Below are 17471 nucleotides of genomic sequence, written 5' to 3'. Positions count from 1 at the left end.
GTGTCACACCGGGCGCCCCCATCGTCGTAGCTAAGAGATCAGCGGGCCTTGCCGCCGCCCTTCGGCAGCTTCATGCCCTTGGGCATGGGGCCCTTCGGCAGCGGCATGTTGCTCATCAGGTCGCCCATCGCCCGCAGTCGGTCGTTGGTGGCGGTCACTTGGGGGCCGGTCAGGACGCGCGGCAGCTTGAGCATGGTGGTCCGCACCTTCTTCAGGGGGACCTGTCCCTCGCCCGTGCCCACGATGATGTCGTGCACCGGCACGTCCACGACGATGCGGTTCATCTTCTTCTTCTCGGCGGCCAGCAGGCCCTTGACCCGGTTCGGGTTGCCCTCGGCGACCAGGACGATGCCGGCCTTGCCGACGGCCCGGTGCACCACGTCCTGGCTGCGGTTCATCGCCACCGCGGGGGTGGTCGTCCAGCCCCGGCCGATGTTGTCCAGTACGGCGGCGGCCGCTCCCGGCTGTCCCTCCATCTGCCCGAACGCGGCTCGCTCCGCGCGGCGCCCGAAGATGATCGCCGTCCCGAGGAAGGCGAGCAGGAAGCCCAGGATGCCGAGGTAGACCGGATGGCCGATCAGGAAACCGATCGCGAGAAAGACACCGAGGATGAGGATGAAGACACCCGCGAGCACCAGGCCGATCTTCTTGTCGGCCTTGCGGGTCATCTTGTACGTCAGGGCGATCTGCTTCAGTCGCCCGGGGTTCGCGGCATCCGCCGCACTGTCACTTCTCGCCATGCCCCGAAGTCTACGTGGCCCCGTGGGCGCTTACGACGGCAGTGTCCGCCGTCGAAGGAGAGGCTTCAGGAGCCGACGGTGAAGGTCTGCTCCAGGACGCGCTGGGCCTCGACGCGGTCCTTGGCGCGGCGGCGGTCCTCCAGGACGGAGGTCCAGGCGTTGCGGCGGGCGGTGCGCTGTCCGCCGCTCAGGAGCACGGACTCGACGGCACGGAGTGCATCGGTGAACGACGGGATCGCGGTGGCGCGAACGGGGGCGGCCTGCATGGTGGTGGTCCCCTCGGGAGCGGCGGCTCTGGTGATTGGTGCACTGGCTGTGAAGCCAGGGTCACTGAATGGTGTTACCAGGGCGTGACCGGCCGGTCAAACGCCCATGAAGCCTCGATGGGCTGCCCGAAAACACCGACGCGGTCCCGATGACCCCCCTATCTGCGGGGACGTCCGGGACCGCGTCAATCGGCCATAACCGAGCGGGAGTTGCTTGTGCTCGGATTCACACGTTTGGAGTGGCACTCCGTGCCATCAGGGGAGGTTCAGACGGCCTGCGAGGCGACGAAAGAGCCGCGCTTCTCGACGGCCATCTGGTAGAGCCGACCCGCCCGATAGGAGGAACGGACGAGGGGTCCGGACATCACGCCGGAGAAGCCGATCTGCTCGGCCTCCTCCTTCAGCTCCACGAACTCCTGCGGCTTGACCCAGCGCTCCACGGGGTGGTGGCGGACGCTCGGGCGCAGGTACTGCGTGATGGTGACGAGCTCGCAGCCGGCGTCGTGCAGCTGCTGGAGCGCCTCGCTGATCTCCTCACGGGTCTCGCCCATGCCGAGGATCAGGTTGGACTTGGTCACCAGGCCGAAGTCACGGGCCTCGGTGATGACCTTCAGGGAGCGCTCGTAGCGGAAGCCGGGGCGGATCCGCTTGAAGATCCGCGGGACCGTCTCGACATTGTGCGCGAAGACCTCGGGGCGGGACTCGAAGACCTGCCGGAGCAGCTCCGGCACCGCGTTGAAGTCGGGGGCCAGCAGCTCGACCTTGGTCCGGCCGGCCTCACGGGAGGAGGTCTGCTCGTGGATCTGGCGGACCGTCTCGGCGTACAGCCAGGCGCCGCCGTCCTCCAGGTCGTCGCGGGCGACGCCGGTGATGGTGGCGTAGTTCAGGTCCATGGTGACCACGGACTCGCCGACCCGGCGCGGCTCGTCACGGTCGAGCGCCTCGGGCTTGCCGGTGTCGATCTGGCAGAAGTCGCAGCGCCGGGTGCACTGGTCGCCGCCGATGAGGAAGGTCGCCTCGCGGTCCTCCCAGCACTCGTAGATGTTGGGGCAGCCGGCTTCCTGGCAGACGGTGTGCAGACCCTCGCTCTTCACGAGTTTCTGCATGGCGGTGTACTCGGGACCCATTTTCGCCCGGGTCTTGATCCACTCGGGCTTGCGCTCGATGGGGGTCTGGGCGTTGCGGACCTCCAGGCGCAGCATCTTGCGTCCGTCGGGTGCGACTGCGGACACGACCGGCTCCCTAGCGATTGATTCTTCGGCGTGCTCAAGGGTACGCCCGTGGATTTGAAAGCCCACTGCCTGTCTCAGGCCGCAGGTGTCTTCTCGATCACCCTCGGCCTCAGGTCCGCGTTCTCCAGTACGTCCCTCAGGTGCCGCTCGACGACCGGCAGCACCTCGGCGATGGTCACGTCCCGGCCGAGCTCGGCGGCGAGGGAGGCGACACCGGCGTCACGGATGCCGCAGGGGATGATCCGGTCGAACCACTTGTTGTCCGGGTTCACGTTCAGCGCGAAGCCGTGCATCGTCACGCCCTTGGCGACCCGGATGCCGATGGCCGCGATCTTGCGGTCCTCGCGGCGCTGCCCTGCGTTGGACGGCGCGTACTCCGGGCCGTTCATCCGGGGGTCGAACTCCTCGTCCGTGAGCCGGGGGTCGAAGTCCAGGGAGAGTCCGCCGATCGCCGGGCGCTGCTCCACCGGATCGCCGAGCACCCATACGCCGCTGCGGCCCTCGACCCGGGTGGTCTCCAGGCCGAACTCCGCGCAGGTGCGGATCAGGGCCTCCTCCAGACGCCGTACGTGCGCGACCACGTCCACCGGACGCGGGAGCTTCTGGATCGGGTAGCCCACCAGCTGGCCCGGACCGTGCCAGGTGATCTTGCCGCCGCGGTCGACGTCGATCACCGGGGTGCCGTCGAGGGGGCGTTCGTTGTCAGCGGTGCGCCGGCCCGCCGTATACACAGGGGGGTGTTCGAGCAGCAGGACGGTGTCGGGGACCTCGTCCTCGAAGCGCGCCGCGTGCACCCGGCGCTGCTCGTCCCAGGCCTCCTGGTACTCGACCGCGTCCGCACCGAACCCCATGCGGACGAACCGCAACCCACTCACGGCAAGCGCCTCCCTGGACGTCGTAAGGCACGAAGGGTGCCTACGCCACTGTACGTCCGCCCCGCGGACGTCAGCTCCGGGGGCAATCCTCACACGATCGGATGAACGAGCGTCGAAGTGTGCGATCGTCTGCTCACTCTCCGCTACATTCGCGCCGTTCGCAGAGGCCATAAGGGCTGCTCACAGGCAATCCGGGCACCACGTTCGACGTGACGGCCCGAAGGCAGGAGACCGCACCGCAGATGACGGAACGACCCGCGCAGCGCACTCCCAACCGACAGCTCGCCGCGCTCATCGCAGAAGCGGGGTTCTCCAACGCGGGTCTCGCCCGACGCGTGGACCAGCTCGGACTCGAACACGGGCTGGATCTCAGATACGACAAGACCTCCGTGACCCGGTGGCTGCGCGGGCAGCAGCCCCGGGGCACCACACCGGCCCTCATCGCCGAGGTCTTCACCCGGCGCCTCGGCCGCCGGCTCTCCGCGCAGGACCTCGGCCTCGACGCCTGCGCCCCCGTCTACGCGGGACTGGAGTTCGCAGCCGGCCCGGAGGAGGCCGTCGACATCGTCAGCGGCCTGTGGCGCAAGGACTCCGGCAGCCACGCCGAACTGCGCAAGATCGCCTTCACCCCGGCCGGCCTGGTCGTCCCCAGCCGTGACTGGCTGATCGGCCGCCCCGACGACCGGGTCGCCCGCGGCGAGCCACCGGTCCGGATCCCGCCCCAGGGGCGCCCCACCATCCCCCGGCCGCGCGGGCAGGCCGAGCGCGGCCCAGGGCAGCGGGTCACCGGCGGGGACATCGCCGCGCTCGCCTCGGTCGGCGACCTCTTCCGCTCCCTGGACGACCAGTACGGCGGCGGGCACGCCCGGCAGGCCCTGGTGCGCTATCTGGAGCACGAGTGCGAGCCGATGCTGCGCGGCACCTACGGGGAGACCACCGGGCGCAGGCTGTTCGCCGCGGCGGCGGACCTGACGAGGCTCGCGGGCTGGACGTCGTACGACATCGCGGCGCACGGGCTCGCGCAGCGCTACTTCGTCCAGGCACTGCGGCTCGCGCAGGCGGCGGGGGACCGGGCGTACGGGGCGTACGTGCTGGTCACCATGAGCCGGCAGGCGGTGTACCTGGGGCACGGCCGGGAGGCGATCCAGCTGGCGCGGGTGGCTCAGCAGGGCGTCGGCGCCAGCGCTCCGCCGGTGGTGCAGGCGCTCTTGCACTCCGCCGAGGCGCGCGGGCACGGCGTGCTGGGGGAGGTGCGGGCCTGCACGGCGTCCCTGGTACGCGCGGAGCGGGCCCTGGAGGCGGCGCGGCCCGGCGACGACGTCCCGCACTGGGCACGGTTCTTCGACGAGGCGCAGCTGGCGGACGAGTTCGGCCACTGCCACCGGGATCTTCAGCAGTTCCGGGCGGCGGCGCAACACGCCGAGCGTTCGCTTCAGTTGCGGGCGCCGGCGTATGCGCGGAGCCGGTTGTTCTGCCGGGTGGTGCTGGCCTCCGCGCGGCTGGGGCTGGGGGAGTTGGACCAGGCCTGTTCGCTGGCCGCGGAGGCGGCTGGGCAGGCCGCGGAGATGCGGTCGGTGCGGGCGGTGGAGTATGTGCGGGACTTCGAGCGGCGGCTGGAGCCGTACAAGGATGCGGCGCCGGTTCGGAGTTATCGGGACAAGGTCGCTGCGCTGGGGTAGGGCCGCCTCGCCGTAACTCCGCACCGTTGTGTGCCGGGTGCCGGTCCGTGGAGGCTTGTCGCGCAGTTCCCCGCGCCCCTGAAGGGGCGCGGGGGTGGCCGTCAGGCTGCCTGGGCCGTTGGGGTCGGGTCTGCCCTGTGCATCGAGCCCGCCGCTCCCAGGTCCCTCAGGATGGCCGCTGTCGCCCTGTGGGCCGAGTGCAGGGCTCCCTGGACCGTGCTGGTGTCGCGGTGGTCGCCGCAGATGTACAGGCCGGCCAGGAGGCGGACCGGGCGGCGCAGGTCGTGCGGGGGGCGCATGGCGGGGACCGCTTCGGGGGTGTGGTGGACCGCCAGGGTCTCCCAGGTCCGCGTCGACGTGCCGTAGAGGCGGGCCAGATGGGTGCGGACGGCCGTGTCGAGGTCCGGCGGGGGCGGGCCGAGGACCGTCGACGACACCAGGACCCGCCCCGCGGGGGCCCGGCTGGGGTCGACCTCGCTGATCACCGCCGTGTGGGCCACCGGGCCGCCCCGGTCGGCGTCCAGCAGCAGCGCGGAACCCGTGCGCGGCGGTTCGTCCGTCGTGTGGTGGACGACCGTCACCGGGTGGAAGTCCGGCACCCGCAGGCCCGGCAGCAACTCCGCCGCGGCGCGGGCGTCCGTCGCCAGCAGCACCGCCCGGCACCCGAACTCCCCGTGCTCCGCCGTCGTCACCGAGGTCGTCGCGACGGAGGTGACCCGCACCCCCGTGTGCACGGTCCCCGCGGGCAGCGTGCGCGCGAGCAACTCCGGGAGCATCTCGGCGCCCCCCTCGGGAACGCACAGGCGTCCGGCCGCGAATGACCGCAATGCGAGGTCGGCGCACCGGCTGGACGTGGTCAGCGCGGGGTCGCAGAGCAGGGCGGCGAGCAGCGGACGCAGAAAGCCGTCGACCGTACGGGCGGGCAGTCCGCGCGCCGTGAGCGCCTGTCCGGCGGGCAGTTCGGGACGGGCGAGGAGCCGGTCGACGGGCACGTTCGCGAGCCGGGTCAGGGCGGCCCCGAGCCGCGCCTGGTCGACGACTCCGCCGATCGGCGCGCCCGCCCGCGCGGCCCCCTGACCGGGCCCGGACAGCACCCTGGAGCCCCTCCTGGACGCGGCCCCGGCCCCCGGGCCTCCGCGAGCGCCCGGCACCCCCCGAGGGGCGCTCGCCAGGGCGCGTACCGCGTGCAGTGCGCCCCTTGCGCTACCGGCGCCCGCCGGAGCGTCCACCCGGTGGTGACGTCCGTCGCCGTGCAGCAGCACCCCCGGTGCGAAGGGGCGCAGCACGAGCCCGTCGAGCCCGGGCGCCAGGCGTAGTTCGGGATATGCCGTGGACAGCAGCTGTCCGATCCGGTCGAGCCGGAATCCGTCGACCTTCTCCGTCGACATGCGGCCGCCCGCCCAGGGGGCGGCCTCCAACACCGCGACGGTCACTCCTGCGCTGGTCAGCCGATGCGCCGCGGAGAGCCCGGCGACCCCGGCTCCCACGATCACGACGTCCGCCTGGTACGCGGGCTCAAGCACGTGCCCCTCCTCGAGGTTGCGCGGCCGGTGGAGACGTGATGCCCCCAACAGGCTCCGGGGATACCCGAGTTCGGGTCGAGGGTAGGGCGGAGACCGGTCAGGAACAGTCGCGCATCAACAGAGCATGGTCGCACGCCGGTCGCATGTCATCACAGACGGTCGCCGAGGGGTCGTACGACGACATGCGCGTCCGGGAGGTCGTACGACGACGTACGCGTCCGGCGCGCTCCTCAGGCCGCCCGGATCGCCCCCTCGATGTCCGGGAACGCGAAGGTGAACCCCGACTCCAGCAGCCTCTTCGGCCGTACCCGGGCGCTGCCCAGCACGTCGCCGGCCATCTCGCCGAGCACCGAGCGCAGGACCGGGGCGGGCACGGAGAAGAGCGTCGGCCGGTGCAGCACGCGGCCCATCGCCTCGGTGATCTCACGGTTCGTCAGGGGTTCCGGAGTGGTGAGGTTGAACGGCCCGGACAGCCCGTCGGTCTCCAACAGGTGCCGGATCGCGGCCACTTCGTCGTGCAGCGCGATGAAGGACCAGTACTGCCCGCCGTCGCCCATCCGTCCGCCGAGCCCCGCCTGGAACAGCGGGAACAGCTTGCCCCAGGCCCCGCCCCCGCGGCCCACCACCAGCCCGGTGCGGGTGAACGCGGTCCGCACGCCCGCCTCCTGGGCCGGGGCGGCGGCCGCCTCCCACTCCACGCACAGCTCCGGCAGGAAGCCCTGTCCGGCGGGCGAGTCCTCGTCGACGACCCGGTCGCCGGTCTCGCCGTAGTAACCCATCGCGCTGCCGTTGACGAAGACCTTCGGCGGCTCGTCCAGGGAGGCGACGGCCCGGGCGAGGGCCGTCGTGCCGTTCACCCGGCTGTCGTGGATCCGCATCTTGTACGCGTCCGTCCAGCGCCGTGAGCCGACCCCCGCCCCGGCGAGATTGACCAGGGCGTCGCACCCGGCGAGCCCGGCCGTGTCCACCCGTCCGGCCTCGGGGTCCCAGCGGACCTCCGACTCGTCCCGGGGCTCCCGGCGCACCAGGCGCACCACCTCGTGCCCGTCCGCGGTGAGGGAGCGCACCAGGGCCGAGCCGATCAGTCCGGAGGCCCCGGCGACCGCGATTCTTGAAAGTTGCATAACCTCATCCTGCCTGGTGGGTGCGTAAAAGCGACGTCTGGTTCCGGTACCCGCCGCGCCGTAGGGTGGCCGCCATGTCCCAGCTGTCCATACGCCTCGCCCTCCCCGACGACGAAGAGGAGCTGGCCCGTCTCGACCGCGCCGAGTGGTCGCCCCTGCACGAGGTCCTGCCCCGGCAGCAGCCGCCGTACCGGCCGTTCTTCGACGAGCGCCACCTCCCCGAGGACTGTCTGGTCGCCGAGGCCGACCGGCGCATCCTCGGGTTCATCCGTCTCGGTTTCCCGACCGGGCTCGCGGCGAACGCCCATGTGCGCCAGATCCAGGGGTTCGTCGTCAGCGCCGAGGCCCGTGGCCGCGGTGTCGGCCGGGCCCTGATCCGCGCGATCACCGAGGAGACCCGCCGCCGGGGCGCCCGCCGCCTCACCCTGCGCGTCCTCGGCCACAACACGCCCGCCCGCAGGCTCTACGAGTCCGAGGGCTTCGCGGTCGAGGGGATCCTGCCCGAGGAGTTCTGGCTGGCGGGGGAGTACGTCGACGACGTGATCATGGGGCGCCGTCTCTGAGCACCTGGTCGGCCGCGGCGGTCGTACGGCGTCTGCGCACCACCAGGTAGAGCGCGACCCCCGCCATGAGCAGCGAGATCAGGAAGAACACGGGCACGTCAGCCTCCGGGGTGCCATGCGGGACCGTGGCCCCATCATGCGGCAGCCCGTGGCGCTACGAGGTGACCAGCTCGCCCGTGTCCACCGGTGCCGTGGCGTTCGCCGCCCTCTCGGCGTCGCCGGCGACCTCGTCGGCGGTCAGCACGTAGCCCGTCTCGTCGTCGGAGGTGGAGCGGGCGAAGACCACGCCGTAGACCTTGCCGGTGGTGGTCAGCAGGGGGCCGCCGGAGTTGCCGGGGCGGACGGTCGAGCGGATCGAGTAGATCTCGCGGGTGACGAGGGCGTCGCTGTAGATGTTCTGTCCGTTGGCCTTCACCCGGTTGGCCACGGTGGCCGCCTGGAGGTTCAGGTCGCCGTCCTGCGGATAGCCCGCGACGACCGCCGAGTCGCCCCGCGCGGCACTGTCGTCGAAGCGCAGGACCGGGGCGCGCAGCTCGGGGACGTACAGCACGGCCACGTCCTTGTTCGGGTCGAACAGCACCACCCGGGCCTCGTACGGCTGCCCGACCCCGCCGATCCGGACGCTGGGCTCGTCGATGCCGGCCACCACGTGGGCGTTGGTCATCACGTGCTCCGGCGCGTACACGAATCCGCTGCCCTCGCGGCCCTGGGTGCCGGAGGAGCCCTCGATCTTGACGGTGCTGAGCTTGGCGGCGTTGGTCGCGGCGGCGGTGACGCTGTCGCCGGTGGGCTTGGCGACCTCGGCCGTCGACTCGTTCTCGAACGGGTTGAAGACCTGCGGGAAACCGGCCTCGGTCAGCGCGGAGGTGGCCCGGGAGAACCACGAGGGGGTGGTGTCCGGCATGGAGTCCTGTACGGCGCCGAGCAGGGCGGAGTCCCGGATGGCGGTGGTGACCAGCGGGGACGAGGAGGCGCCGAGGACGCTCGCGGCGACCCAGGCGACGATGAGGACGGCCACGGAGTTGGCGGCGGCGCCGCCGATGCCGTCGGCGACTCTGAGCGGGCCCTGGTCGAGTTCCCTCCGGAGCTTCAGCGCCAGCCGTCCCGCCAGCTCGTGGCCCACGGCGGCGGGGGCCAGCACGGTCAGCACCGCGGTCACCGTGGCCGCGGTGCTTCCCGGGGTGACCAGGTCCATCATCCACGGCAGCACCCACACGCCCACGATCGCGCCGCCGACGAAGCCGGCGAGCGAGACACAGCCGGCCAGCAGGCCGCGCCGGTAGCCGGAGGCCGCGTAGGCGGCGATCACCAGCATCAGCAGGATGTCGAGCACGTCCACGGAGCCGCCCTTCTCTTTGGAACCTTCAGTACGCAGGCGAAGCGTCCAGTGATCAGCTACGCGCGCGCGTGCCGCCCTGAACCGGCCACGCATGCGTGCACCTGGGAAAACGTCGTGGACCAGGACGATGGTTCCACCGGGTGGCACAGCACACATCGCGGACGCAACGGATCCAGCCGACAGTGGGAACCATGCGCGTCCGAAGACCGAGAGGCCCACGAAGGCGCCGAGCACCCCGAATACGCGACGTGGTGCGCATTCGCGAGGCGGTGCGCATACGCGATGTGGTGCGCGTGCGTGATGTGGTGCGCGTGCGTGATGTGGTGCGCACACGCAAGGCGGTACGCATGCGCAAGGCGGTACGCATAGGCGACGTGGTGCGCATACGTGACGCGGCCCGAGCCCGCCTGACCCGCCATCTGCGCCCCGCCCCGACACCACCGCCCCACCCGGAGGAACCCGCCGGCCACGGTACGGCTCCTGGCGCGGATGCGGTCGCCGGGGCGGGGGCAGGCCCCGAGCACGAGGCAACCCCTGGCCCCGACGCTCCCCCAGGCCGTGAGGCGGCCACCGGCCCTGGAGCGCCCTCCAGGTGTACGGCGGCTTCGGGGGCTGTGGGCGAGGGTGCGTCTTCCGCTGACGTCGAGCCCGCGCCGTCCTTCGAGTCCGCGCCGCCTGTCGAGCCTGTGGCTCCCGCCAAGCCTGAGTCCCCCGTCGAGCTCCCGGCGTCGGCTGAGCTCCCGGCGTCGGCTGAGCTCCCGGCGTCGGCCGACCCCCCGGCGCCTGCTGAGTCCCAGCCCCCCGCCCACCCCACACCCGGCACCACCGAGCCCCCGGCCCCCCTCGGCCCCGACGCCCCCCAACCCCCCGCCAACCGCCGCCCGTTCGTCGAGCTGGGGCGGCGCAGAGGGTGGCGGTCGGTTCTGCGGGTGTTTGCCTGTGTGCCCGGGCTCCTGGCCGTTCTCGTGCTGGTGCTGAGTGCCCGGGGTGTCGAGAGCACTGTCGGTGAGCGGGAGCCACGTACGGCCGCGGTCCGGCCCGGTGTCGTGACGTACTCCGCCGCCCGGCCGCACATCGTGCCGCGGTCCGTGTGGGCGGACGGGGGCGATGAGGCGAACGGCACCGCCCGCACCCCGCCCGCTCCTCGCTACGACGACAAGGTCGTCGCCGTGTTCGTGCATCACACCGACTCGCCCAACGACTACGACTGCGCCGACGCACCCCGCATCATCCGCTACCTCGCCGCAGGCCAGACCGGCAACCGCGACTGGGACGACATCGGCTACAACTTCCTCGTGGACCGCTGCGGCACCATCTACGAGGGCCGCGCCGGCGGAGTCGACCGTGCCGTCACCGGCGCCCACACCCAGGGCTTCAACCACCGCACCGCCGGCATCGCCGCCCTCGGCACCTTCACCGCCGGCGTCCCCGTCCCCCGCGCCATGACCGACGCGATCGCCGCCCTGACCGCCTGGAAACTCGGTCTGGCCGGAATCGACCCCCGCGCCACGGTCCGGCTGACCTCCAGCAACAGCCACAGCCGCTACCCGAAGGGCACCACCGCCCGCCTGCCCGCCCTCGCGGGCCACAAGGACGGCTACATGACCACCTGCCCCGGCGCCGCCCTCAGCGCCCGCCTCCCCGCGATCAGACAGGCGGCCGCCCGCCTCCAGGGCCGCCCCTGAAGCCCGCCCTCACAGGAACGCCACAGCGCTCCCGCAGGCCCCTCCGAAGTCCCCCTCCTACGGTCGTCCCCAGAAGCCGACCGGAGGTGGGGATCATGAGCAGCACCAACAAGGGCAACAAGCGGATCTGGACCGTCGTCTGCGCGGTCGCGACGGTGGTCCTCGGCCCCGCAGCCGTCACCGCGTCCGCACTCGACCAGGCCAACGCGGCCCCCCTGCACCACACCGTGAAGGCCGACCAGAGCCAGGCCTACCTCGCGACGGACCCGACCCGACGCCGTACCACCGCCACGACCTGAACGGCGGCCGCCGTCCGACGACCCCTCAACCCCTGAACCGCTCCCACAACTTGGGATACCGCTCCGCCAGCACCCGGTCGCTCTCCAGGTCCACCGGCGCACCCAGCGGCTCGGAGGCGGCGGGCGGAATGCCGAGGTCGGGAGCGACCGTGCCGGTGAGCTGCTCATAGGCCTCGTCGGCCGCGTACCCCAGCTCCTCGCCGTCGCCGTCGATCTCCTCGTCGAAGTCGGCGAGCAGGTCGGCGAGCGAGTCGGGGTCGTGCACCCCGCCCTCGTACACCTCACGGCCCTGGCCGATCAGCCAGCACCGGAAGAAGTCGAAGGCGTCGTCGCTCGCCCCGTCAAGGAGGATCCAGGCGGCGCCCCACAGGTCCCACGTGTACGCGCGGTTGTAGCGGGCCTCGAAGTGACGGGCGAAGTCGAGGACCATGTCCGGGTCCAGCGCGAGGAGCCGGTCCACGAGCAGGTCGGCCTGCTCCTCGGGGTCACCCTCGGCGGCCTCGCGGGTGGCGTCCACCAGCTCCCAGAACTCCGTCTCGTCCATCACGGGTCAAGCATCGGGCCTGGGAGGGTGGGGCGCACGTGGAGTGCGGCGGATTGTTATGTCCCGTACAGGCGGCTCAGCCGGCTCGCGTCCTCGGCGAAACGCGCCCGCAGACTCTCCGGTGCCAGCACCTCGACCTCCGGTCCGAGCCCCGCGAGCTGGGAGTGGGCCACCTGCTCGGACTCCACGGGGAGCGTGACGGTCAGCCGGCCGTCCTCGTCCGGGCTGCCCGCCGCCGCCAGCGCCTCCCGGGCGGCGGCGGGATCGACGGCGTACGGCAGCCTCCGCACCCCGTCGCCGGAGAGCCGGACCACCACCTCGGCCCGCAGGATCGAGCGCGCGAACTGCTCGGCGCGCTCCGCCCAGAAGCCGGGCAGGTCGAACTCCTCGTCGCGCACGAAGCGGTCGGCGCGGGCCTCCACCGCCGTGAACCGGTCGATCCGGTACACCCGGAAGGAACCGCCCCGCACCACCCGGGCGCACACGTACCAGACCCCCGCCTTGAGGACGAGTCCGTACGGCTCCAGGTCCCGCTCCACCTCGCGCTCCCGGCCGCGGTAGCGCGCGGTGACCTGTCTGTCGTCCCACACCGCCTCGGCGACGGCGGGCAGCAGCTCCGGCGACTTGGGCTCGGTGAACCAGCCCGGCGCGTCGAGATGGAACCGCTGCGCGGCCGTACGGGAGGCGTCGCTCAGGGAGGGCAGGAGGGCGGCGGACACCTTCAGCCGGGCGGCGGACGCGGCGTCCTCGAGACCCATCTCGCGCAGCGCCCCCGGCACCCCGGACAGGAACAGCGCCTCGGCCTCACCACGGGCCAGCCCGGTCAGCCGGGTCCGGTACCCGCCGATCAGCCGGTACCCCCCGGCCCGCCCCCGGTCGGCGTACACCGGGACCCCGGCCTCCGATAGCGCCTGCGCGTCCCGCGTCACCGTCCGCTCCGACACCTCCAGCTCCCGCGCGAGTTCGGCGGCGGTCATGGAGGGCCGGGACTGGAGCAGCAGCACCATCTTGATCAGCCGGGCAGCACGCATGCCTTCATGATGCCGGGGACCACTGACAACGAAGGGGTACGGCAGCCGCCGTACCCCTTCGAGGAAACCCGACCCCTACAGGCCGTACTTCTCCCGCGCTTCCTTCACCGCCGTCGCCTTGACCTCGCCGCGGCGGGCCAGCTGGGCAAGGGCCGCGACGACGACCGACTCGGCGTCGACGCCGAAGTGGCGGCGGGCGTCCTCGCGGGTGTCGGAGAGACCGAAGCCGTCCGCGCCCAGCGAGGACCAGTCCTGCTCGACCCACTGCGCGATCTGGTCCGGTACCTGGCGCATGTAGTCGGAGACCGCGAGCACCGGGCCCTCGGCGCCGTGCAGCGCCTGGCGGACGTAGGGCACCCGCTCCTCGCCGCGCAGCAGGGCCGCGTCGGCGTCGAGCGCGTCGCGGCGCAGCTCGGTGAAGGAGGTGGCGGACCAGACGTCGGCCGCCACGCCCCACTCCTCGGCCAGCATCCGCTGGGCCTTGAGCACCCAGTGGATCGCGGTGCCGGAGCCGAGCAGCTGGATGCGGGGGGCGTTGGCGGCGGGGGACAGACCCGCCGACTCGGCCGTGTTGAAGCGGTACAGGCCCTTGACGATGCCCTCGTCGATGCCGAGGCCCGAGGGCTTCGCCGGCTGCGGGAGCGGCTCGTTGTAGACGGTCAGGTAGTAGAAGACGTTCGGGTCCTCACCCGGTGCCGCCTCGCCGTACATACGGCGGATGCCGTCGCGCACGATCGTGGCGACCTCGTAGGCGAACGCCGGGTCGTACGTCAGCGCGGCCGGGTTCGTCGCCGCGATCACCGGCGAGTGACCGTCCGCGTGCTGGAGGCCCTCACCGGTCAGCGTCGTACGGCCCGCGGTGGCGCCGACCAGGAAGCCGCGGCCCAGCTGGTCGCCGAGCTGCCACATCTGGTCGGCCGTGCGCTGCCAGCCGAACATCGAGTAGAAGATGTAGAACGGGATCATCGCCTCGCCGTGCGTCGCGTACGACGTCGAAGCGGCGATGAAGTCGGCCATCGAACCGGCCTCGGTGATCCCCTCGTTGAGGATCTGGCCGTTCTTGGCCTCCTTGTAGTACATCAGCTGGTCGCGGTCGACCGGCTCGTACGTCTGGCCCTTGGGGGAGTAGATGCCCAGGGACGGGAAGAGGCTCTCCATGCCGAAGGTGCGCGCCTCGTCGGGGACGATCGGCACCCAGCGCTTGCCCGTCTCCTTGTCGCGGACCAGGTCCTTGATCAGGCGGACGAAGGCCATCGTGGTCGCCACGTTCTGCGAGCCCGAGCCCTTGTCGAAGGAGGCGAAGGCCTTCTCGGCGGGGGCGGGGAGAGGTGCGACCGGGTGGACGCGGCGGGCCGGGGCAGGACCGCCCAGGGCCGCGCGGCGCTCCTGGAGGTAGCGCACCTCGGGGGAGTCGGCACCGGGGTGGCCGTAGGGCACGACCCCGTCGACGAACTGCGCGTCGGAGATGGGGAGTTCGAGAAGGTCACGCATCGTCTTGAACTCGTCCACCGTCAGCTTCTTCATCTGGTGGTTGGCGTTCTTCGACGCGAAGCCCTCGCCGAGGGTGTGGCCCTTGACCGTCTGGGCCAGGATCACGGTCGGCGCGCCCTTGAACTCGACGGCGGCCTTGTACGCGGCGTACACCTTGCTCGCCTCGTGGCCACCGCGCGAGAGGTGGAAACACTCGAGGATCTTGTCGTCGGACAGCAGCTTCGCCATCTCTACGAGCGCCGGGTCCTTGCCGAAGAAGTCCTGGCGGATGTAGGCGGCGTCGCGCGTCTGGTACGTCTGCACCTGCGCGTCCGGCACCTCGCGGAGCCGTCGTACTAGCGCGCCCGTGGTGTCGAGCTGGAACAGCTCGTCCCAGGCGTTGCCCCACAGCGTCTTGATGACGTTCCAGCCGGCGCCGCGGAACTGGGCCTCCAGCTCCTGCACGATCTTGAAGTTCGCGCGGACCGGGCCGTCGAGGCGCTGGAGGTTGCAGTTGATGACGAAGGTGAGGTTGTCGAGCCCCTCGCGGCTGGCGAGCGCGAGGGCCGCGGTCGACTCCGGCTCGTCCATCTCGCCGTCGCCGAGGAAGGCCCACACGTGGGAGGCGGAGACGTCCTTGATGCCGCGGTTGGTCAGGTAGCGGTTGAAGCGCGCCTGGTAGATCGCGGAGAGCGGGCCGAGGCCCATGGAGACCGTCGGGAACTCCCACAGCCAGGGCAGGCGGCGGGGGTGCGGGTACGACGGGAGGCCGCCTCCGCCGGACTCGCGGCGGAAGTGGTCGAGGTGGTGCTCGTCCAGCCGGCCGTCGAGGAAGGCGCGGGCGTAGATGCCGGGGGAGGCGTGGCCCTGGATGTAGAGCTGGTCGCCGGACCCGTCGGCCTCCTTGCCCTTGAAGAAGTGGTTGAAGCCGGTCTCGTAGAGCCAGGCCGCGGAGGCGAAGGTGGCGATGTGGCCGCCGACGCCGTATTTGGAGCCGCGGGTGACCATCGCGGCCGCGTTCCAGCGGTTCCACGCGGTGATGCGGGCCTCCATCGCCGGGTCACCGGGCAGGCCCGGCTCGGCGGCGGTGGGGATGGTGTTGACGTAGTCGGTCTCGAGGAGCTTCGGCAGCGCGATGCCGTTGCCCTCCGCCCTCTCCAGCGTGCGGCGCATCAGGTATGCCGCGCGGTGCGGGCCGGCCGCCTTGGCGACCGCGTCCAGGGAGGCCTGCCATTCGGCGGTCTCCTCGGGGTCCCGGTCGGGGAGCTGGTCGAGCTCGCTGGGCTGGATGGCGTTGGGGTCGGTCATGTCGCCGCCTTCCTCAGTCGAAGGGGGGTGCCCTTGGTCTTTGGCAGGACAGGGCAGTGGGGCCTCGGTAGAAGCCCGTCGGCGACTCTAACTCCCTGATCGATGATCGATCAAAGGGTTCGGGGTAAAACTTCTCGATCTCAAGAAAGTAGGCACGCGGTGTCTTCCGTGGAGACACCGCGTGCCTTGTTTTCGAAGGGTTTCCGCAGGTGAGCATAGGTGCGCTCGGCTGTGTCAGGCCCGCGGAGCACACCCCAGGACATGCGCCTTCACGATCTCCGGGATCCGCGGGTCCCGGCGCTTGAACGCCGCCACCAGCTCCTCGTGCTCCTCCGCGTAGGACTGCTGGACGGTCCCCAGCCAGCGGATCGACAGCGCGGTGAAGACCTCGATGCCGAGGCCCTCCCAGGTGTGCAGCAGCACCGAGTTGCCGGCCGCCCGCACCAGCTCGCGGTGGAAGCCCACCGTGTGCCGCACCTGCCCGGTGCCGTCCGAGTCCCGGTCCGCCTCGTACAGCGCGGCGACATGCGGTTCCAGCGCGGAGCAGTCCTGCGCCAGCCGCTCCGCCGCCAGCTCGGCCGCGATGGCCTCCAGGCCGGCCCGGACGGGGTAGCTCTCCTCCAGGTCGGCCGCCGTCAGATTCCGCACCCGTACGCCCTTGTTGGGCGCCGACTCGATCAGCCGCAGCGACTCCAGCTCGCGCAGCGCCTCCCGCACCGGCGTCTGGCTGACCTCCAGCTCGGTGGCGATACGGCGCTCCACGATCCGCTCGCCCGGCTGCCAGCGCCCGCTGACGATCCCCTCCACGATGTGCTCGCGGATCTGTTCGCGCAGCGAGTGGACGACGGGCGCGGTCATGAGAGCTCCTTAAGGGCGTTTGACGTAAAGACAATAAGGCCGAGGGCCCGTCGGGGAGGGGCGCACGGGGGCGCTTTCATGCAGGTGAGACGAGGCTTACACGCTCCCAGCCGCACGACTTCTGTCAAGTCACGGAACCCCACGGCCTCCAGGCGTGTCGCGTTGGTCAGGGGGTTCCCGCGCGGGGCGCCCCAGCGCACCACAGGGGGACGGCATGCACATCGGGGGACGACGGGGACTGGCCGCCGCGGCCGTGATCGGCGCGATCGTCGGTCTGGCGGGCTGCGGACAGCCGACCGTACGGGCGACGGCGGGGACGACACCGAGCAGCCCGGAAGCGATCACGGGGATGGCGGGCGCGGCCCGCGGCGGCGGCGCCGCCTGCGTCTTCGTCAAACCGGACGGCGCCCAGAAGTTCGGGCACGTCGGCTGGGGCTTCAAGGTCCCGGGCACCGGCCGCTGGGTCTACGGCGCCGTCGAGAACCCCAGCGGCAAGCTCTACACCCCGCCCGGCGGCGACATCGGAGCGTGGCACGCGGAGGGGTCGTACGACCGCATGCTCAGCGAGATGTCGACGGACGCCCACTATCCCGGGACCTCGGAGCACCCGTACAGCCGCTACCGCTGCACCAAGTCCTCGACGCACGACGTGAACAGGGCCCGCGCCATGATCCGTACGGTCGAGAAGCGCGGGTTCCTCGTCGGGGTCGACCCGAGGACCGGGGAGCTCACCTCGCGGGACTGCCTGGACGCCACCTACGACGTCCTGAAGGCGTACCGGACCCGGCATCTGACGCCCGCGCCCAAGCTGTCCGTCCCGAACGTGTGGGTGGAGGAGCTGTGGGGCTGGTCGGACCGGACGCTGACGCCCCGGTGAGCACATGCCGGTGCCCCCGCCCGGAATCCGGACGGGGGGCACCGTACAAGCGAAACGC

General features: G+C 71.7%; 16 protein-coding genes. 5 read left to right on the top strand and 11 right to left on the bottom strand.

Going from position 1 to position 17471, the window contains the following annotated elements; all coding sequences use genetic code 11:
- Positions 1-38: 38 nt before the first annotated feature.
- The 4 genes from ACFULQ_RS37840 to lipB all read right to left on the bottom strand — a co-directional run bounded on the left by ACFULQ_RS37840 (position 39) and on the right by lipB (position 3113).
- Positions 39-740, bottom strand: coding sequence for a DUF4191 domain-containing protein (locus ACFULQ_RS37840; protein WP_062024895.1), 702 nt, complete (start codon positions 738-740; stop codon positions 39-41).
- A gap of 65 nt (positions 741-805) precedes the next feature.
- The gene (locus ACFULQ_RS37835; RefSeq protein WP_383553048.1) at positions 806-1006 is read right to left on the bottom strand and encodes a hypothetical protein; all 201 of its coding nucleotides are present in this window, start codon (positions 1004-1006) and stop codon (positions 806-808) included.
- A 266-nt stretch (positions 1007-1272) separates the two neighbouring features.
- Positions 1273-2238: a lipoyl synthase gene (gene lipA / locus ACFULQ_RS37830; protein ID WP_383553045.1), complete on the bottom strand. Its 966-nt coding sequence runs from the start codon at positions 2236-2238 to the stop codon at positions 1273-1275.
- A 74-nt stretch (positions 2239-2312) separates the two neighbouring features.
- Positions 2313-3113: a lipoyl(octanoyl) transferase LipB gene (lipB, locus tag ACFULQ_RS37825; RefSeq protein ID WP_383553042.1), complete on the bottom strand. Its 801-nt coding sequence runs from the start codon at positions 3111-3113 to the stop codon at positions 2313-2315.
- Between the two features lie 242 nt (positions 3114-3355).
- Here lipB and ACFULQ_RS37820 point away from each other — a divergent pair, with 242 nt between their 5' ends.
- Entirely contained in the window at positions 3356-4792 is a 1437-nt protein-coding gene (locus ACFULQ_RS37820; RefSeq protein ID WP_383553039.1) for a regulator, read from the top strand.
- Positions 4793-4893: 101 nt separating this feature from the next.
- On the opposite strand, the gene ACFULQ_RS37815 is transcribed toward ACFULQ_RS37820, so the two are convergent.
- Together ACFULQ_RS37815 and ACFULQ_RS37810 are read right to left on the bottom strand one after the other, a co-directional pair.
- Complete coding sequence (locus ACFULQ_RS37815) at positions 4894-6315, bottom strand: NAD(P)/FAD-dependent oxidoreductase (protein WP_383553037.1); 1422 nt, start codon at positions 6313-6315, stop codon at positions 4894-4896.
- A 230-nt stretch (positions 6316-6545) separates the two neighbouring features.
- Positions 6546-7439, bottom strand: coding sequence for a TIGR01777 family oxidoreductase (locus ACFULQ_RS37810; protein ID WP_383553034.1), 894 nt, complete (start codon positions 7437-7439; stop codon positions 6546-6548).
- Between the two features lie 74 nt (positions 7440-7513).
- Here ACFULQ_RS37810 and ACFULQ_RS37805 point away from each other — a divergent pair, with 74 nt between their 5' ends.
- A complete protein-coding gene (locus ACFULQ_RS37805; RefSeq protein WP_383553031.1) occupies positions 7514-8002 on the top strand; it encodes a GNAT family N-acetyltransferase in 489 nt (162 codons plus the stop codon).
- Between the two features lie 154 nt (positions 8003-8156).
- On the opposite strand, the gene ACFULQ_RS37800 is transcribed toward ACFULQ_RS37805, so the two are convergent.
- Entirely contained in the window at positions 8157-9341 is a 1185-nt protein-coding gene (locus tag ACFULQ_RS37800; protein WP_383553028.1) for a MarP family serine protease, read from the bottom strand.
- A gap of 893 nt (positions 9342-10234) precedes the next feature.
- Between ACFULQ_RS37800 and ACFULQ_RS37795 the strand changes: the two genes are divergently transcribed.
- Both ACFULQ_RS37795 and ACFULQ_RS37790 read left to right on the top strand, forming a co-directional pair.
- Positions 10235-11026: a peptidoglycan recognition protein gene (locus tag ACFULQ_RS37795; RefSeq protein ID WP_383553054.1), complete on the top strand. Its 792-nt coding sequence runs from the start codon at positions 10235-10237 to the stop codon at positions 11024-11026.
- A gap of 95 nt (positions 11027-11121) precedes the next feature.
- On the top strand, positions 11122-11325 hold the full coding sequence (locus ACFULQ_RS37790) for a hypothetical protein (protein WP_383553025.1): 204 nt from the start codon (positions 11122-11124) through the stop codon (positions 11323-11325).
- Between the two features lie 25 nt (positions 11326-11350).
- Here the strand turns inward: ACFULQ_RS37790 and ACFULQ_RS37785 are convergent, their stop codons facing one another.
- The 4 genes from ACFULQ_RS37785 to ACFULQ_RS37770 all read right to left on the bottom strand — a co-directional run bounded on the left by ACFULQ_RS37785 (position 11351) and on the right by ACFULQ_RS37770 (position 16536).
- Positions 11351-11869, bottom strand: coding sequence for a DUF4240 domain-containing protein (locus tag ACFULQ_RS37785; protein WP_383553051.1), 519 nt, complete (start codon positions 11867-11869; stop codon positions 11351-11353).
- Positions 11870-11925: 56 nt separating this feature from the next.
- Positions 11926-12900: a helix-turn-helix transcriptional regulator gene (locus tag ACFULQ_RS37780; RefSeq protein WP_383553022.1), complete on the bottom strand. Its 975-nt coding sequence runs from the start codon at positions 12898-12900 to the stop codon at positions 11926-11928.
- 75 nt (positions 12901-12975) lie between these two features.
- Complete coding sequence (gene aceE, locus ACFULQ_RS37775; protein ID WP_383553020.1) at positions 12976-15678, bottom strand: pyruvate dehydrogenase (acetyl-transferring), homodimeric type; 2703 nt, start codon at positions 15676-15678, stop codon at positions 12976-12978.
- 234 nt (positions 15679-15912) lie between these two features.
- Entirely contained in the window at positions 15913-16536 is a 624-nt protein-coding gene (locus ACFULQ_RS37770) for a GntR family transcriptional regulator (protein ID WP_020115869.1), read from the bottom strand.
- A gap of 214 nt (positions 16537-16750) precedes the next feature.
- Here ACFULQ_RS37770 and ACFULQ_RS37765 point away from each other — a divergent pair, with 214 nt between their 5' ends.
- Positions 16751-17413: a hypothetical protein gene (locus ACFULQ_RS37765; RefSeq protein ID WP_383553017.1), complete on the top strand. Its 663-nt coding sequence runs from the start codon at positions 16751-16753 to the stop codon at positions 17411-17413.
- The last annotated feature ends 58 nt before the right edge of the window (positions 17414-17471 follow it).

Origin of the sequence: Streptomyces sp. NPDC057253, assembly GCF_042669125.1 — a bacterium.
Taxonomy (GTDB): Bacteria; Actinomycetota; Actinomycetes; order Streptomycetales; family Streptomycetaceae; genus Streptomyces.
The sequence above is the reverse complement of the archived record's forward strand: the minus strand, read 5'-3'. Positions and strand labels throughout refer to the sequence as shown.

What these genes read in the sequence shown, in the direction of transcription:
- ACFULQ_RS37780 (WP_383553022.1), bottom strand. Translation starts at nt 12,900, where the DNA reads ATGCGTGCTGCCCGGCTGATCAAGATGGTGCTGCTGCTCCAGTCCCGG.
- ACFULQ_RS37805 (WP_383553031.1), top strand. Translation starts at nt 7,514, where the DNA reads ATGTCCCAGCTGTCCATACGCCTCGCCCTCCCCGACGACGAAGAGGAG.
- ACFULQ_RS37820 (WP_383553039.1), top strand. Translation starts at nt 3,356, where the DNA reads ATGACGGAACGACCCGCGCAGCGCACTCCCAACCGACAGCTCGCCGCG.
- ACFULQ_RS37835 (WP_383553048.1), bottom strand. Translation starts at nt 1,006, where the DNA reads ATGCAGGCCGCCCCCGTTCGCGCCACCGCGATCCCGTCGTTCACCGAT.
- ACFULQ_RS37840 (WP_062024895.1), bottom strand. Translation starts at nt 740, where the DNA reads ATGGCGAGAAGTGACAGTGCGGCGGATGCCGCGAACCCCGGGCGACTG.
- ACFULQ_RS37785 (WP_383553051.1), bottom strand. Translation starts at nt 11,869, where the DNA reads ATGGACGAGACGGAGTTCTGGGAGCTGGTGGACGCCACCCGCGAGGCC.
- aceE (WP_383553020.1), bottom strand. Translation starts at nt 15,678, where the DNA reads ATGACCGACCCCAACGCCATCCAGCCCAGCGAGCTCGACCAGCTCCCC.
- ACFULQ_RS37770 (WP_020115869.1), bottom strand. Translation starts at nt 16,536, where the DNA reads ATGACCGCGCCCGTCGTCCACTCGCTGCGCGAACAGATCCGCGAGCAC.
- ACFULQ_RS37790 (WP_383553025.1), top strand. Translation starts at nt 11,122, where the DNA reads ATGAGCAGCACCAACAAGGGCAACAAGCGGATCTGGACCGTCGTCTGC.
- ACFULQ_RS37765 (WP_383553017.1), top strand. Translation starts at nt 16,751, where the DNA reads ATGCACATCGGGGGACGACGGGGACTGGCCGCCGCGGCCGTGATCGGC.
- ACFULQ_RS37810 (WP_383553034.1), bottom strand. Translation starts at nt 7,439, where the DNA reads ATGCAACTTTCAAGAATCGCGGTCGCCGGGGCCTCCGGACTGATCGGC.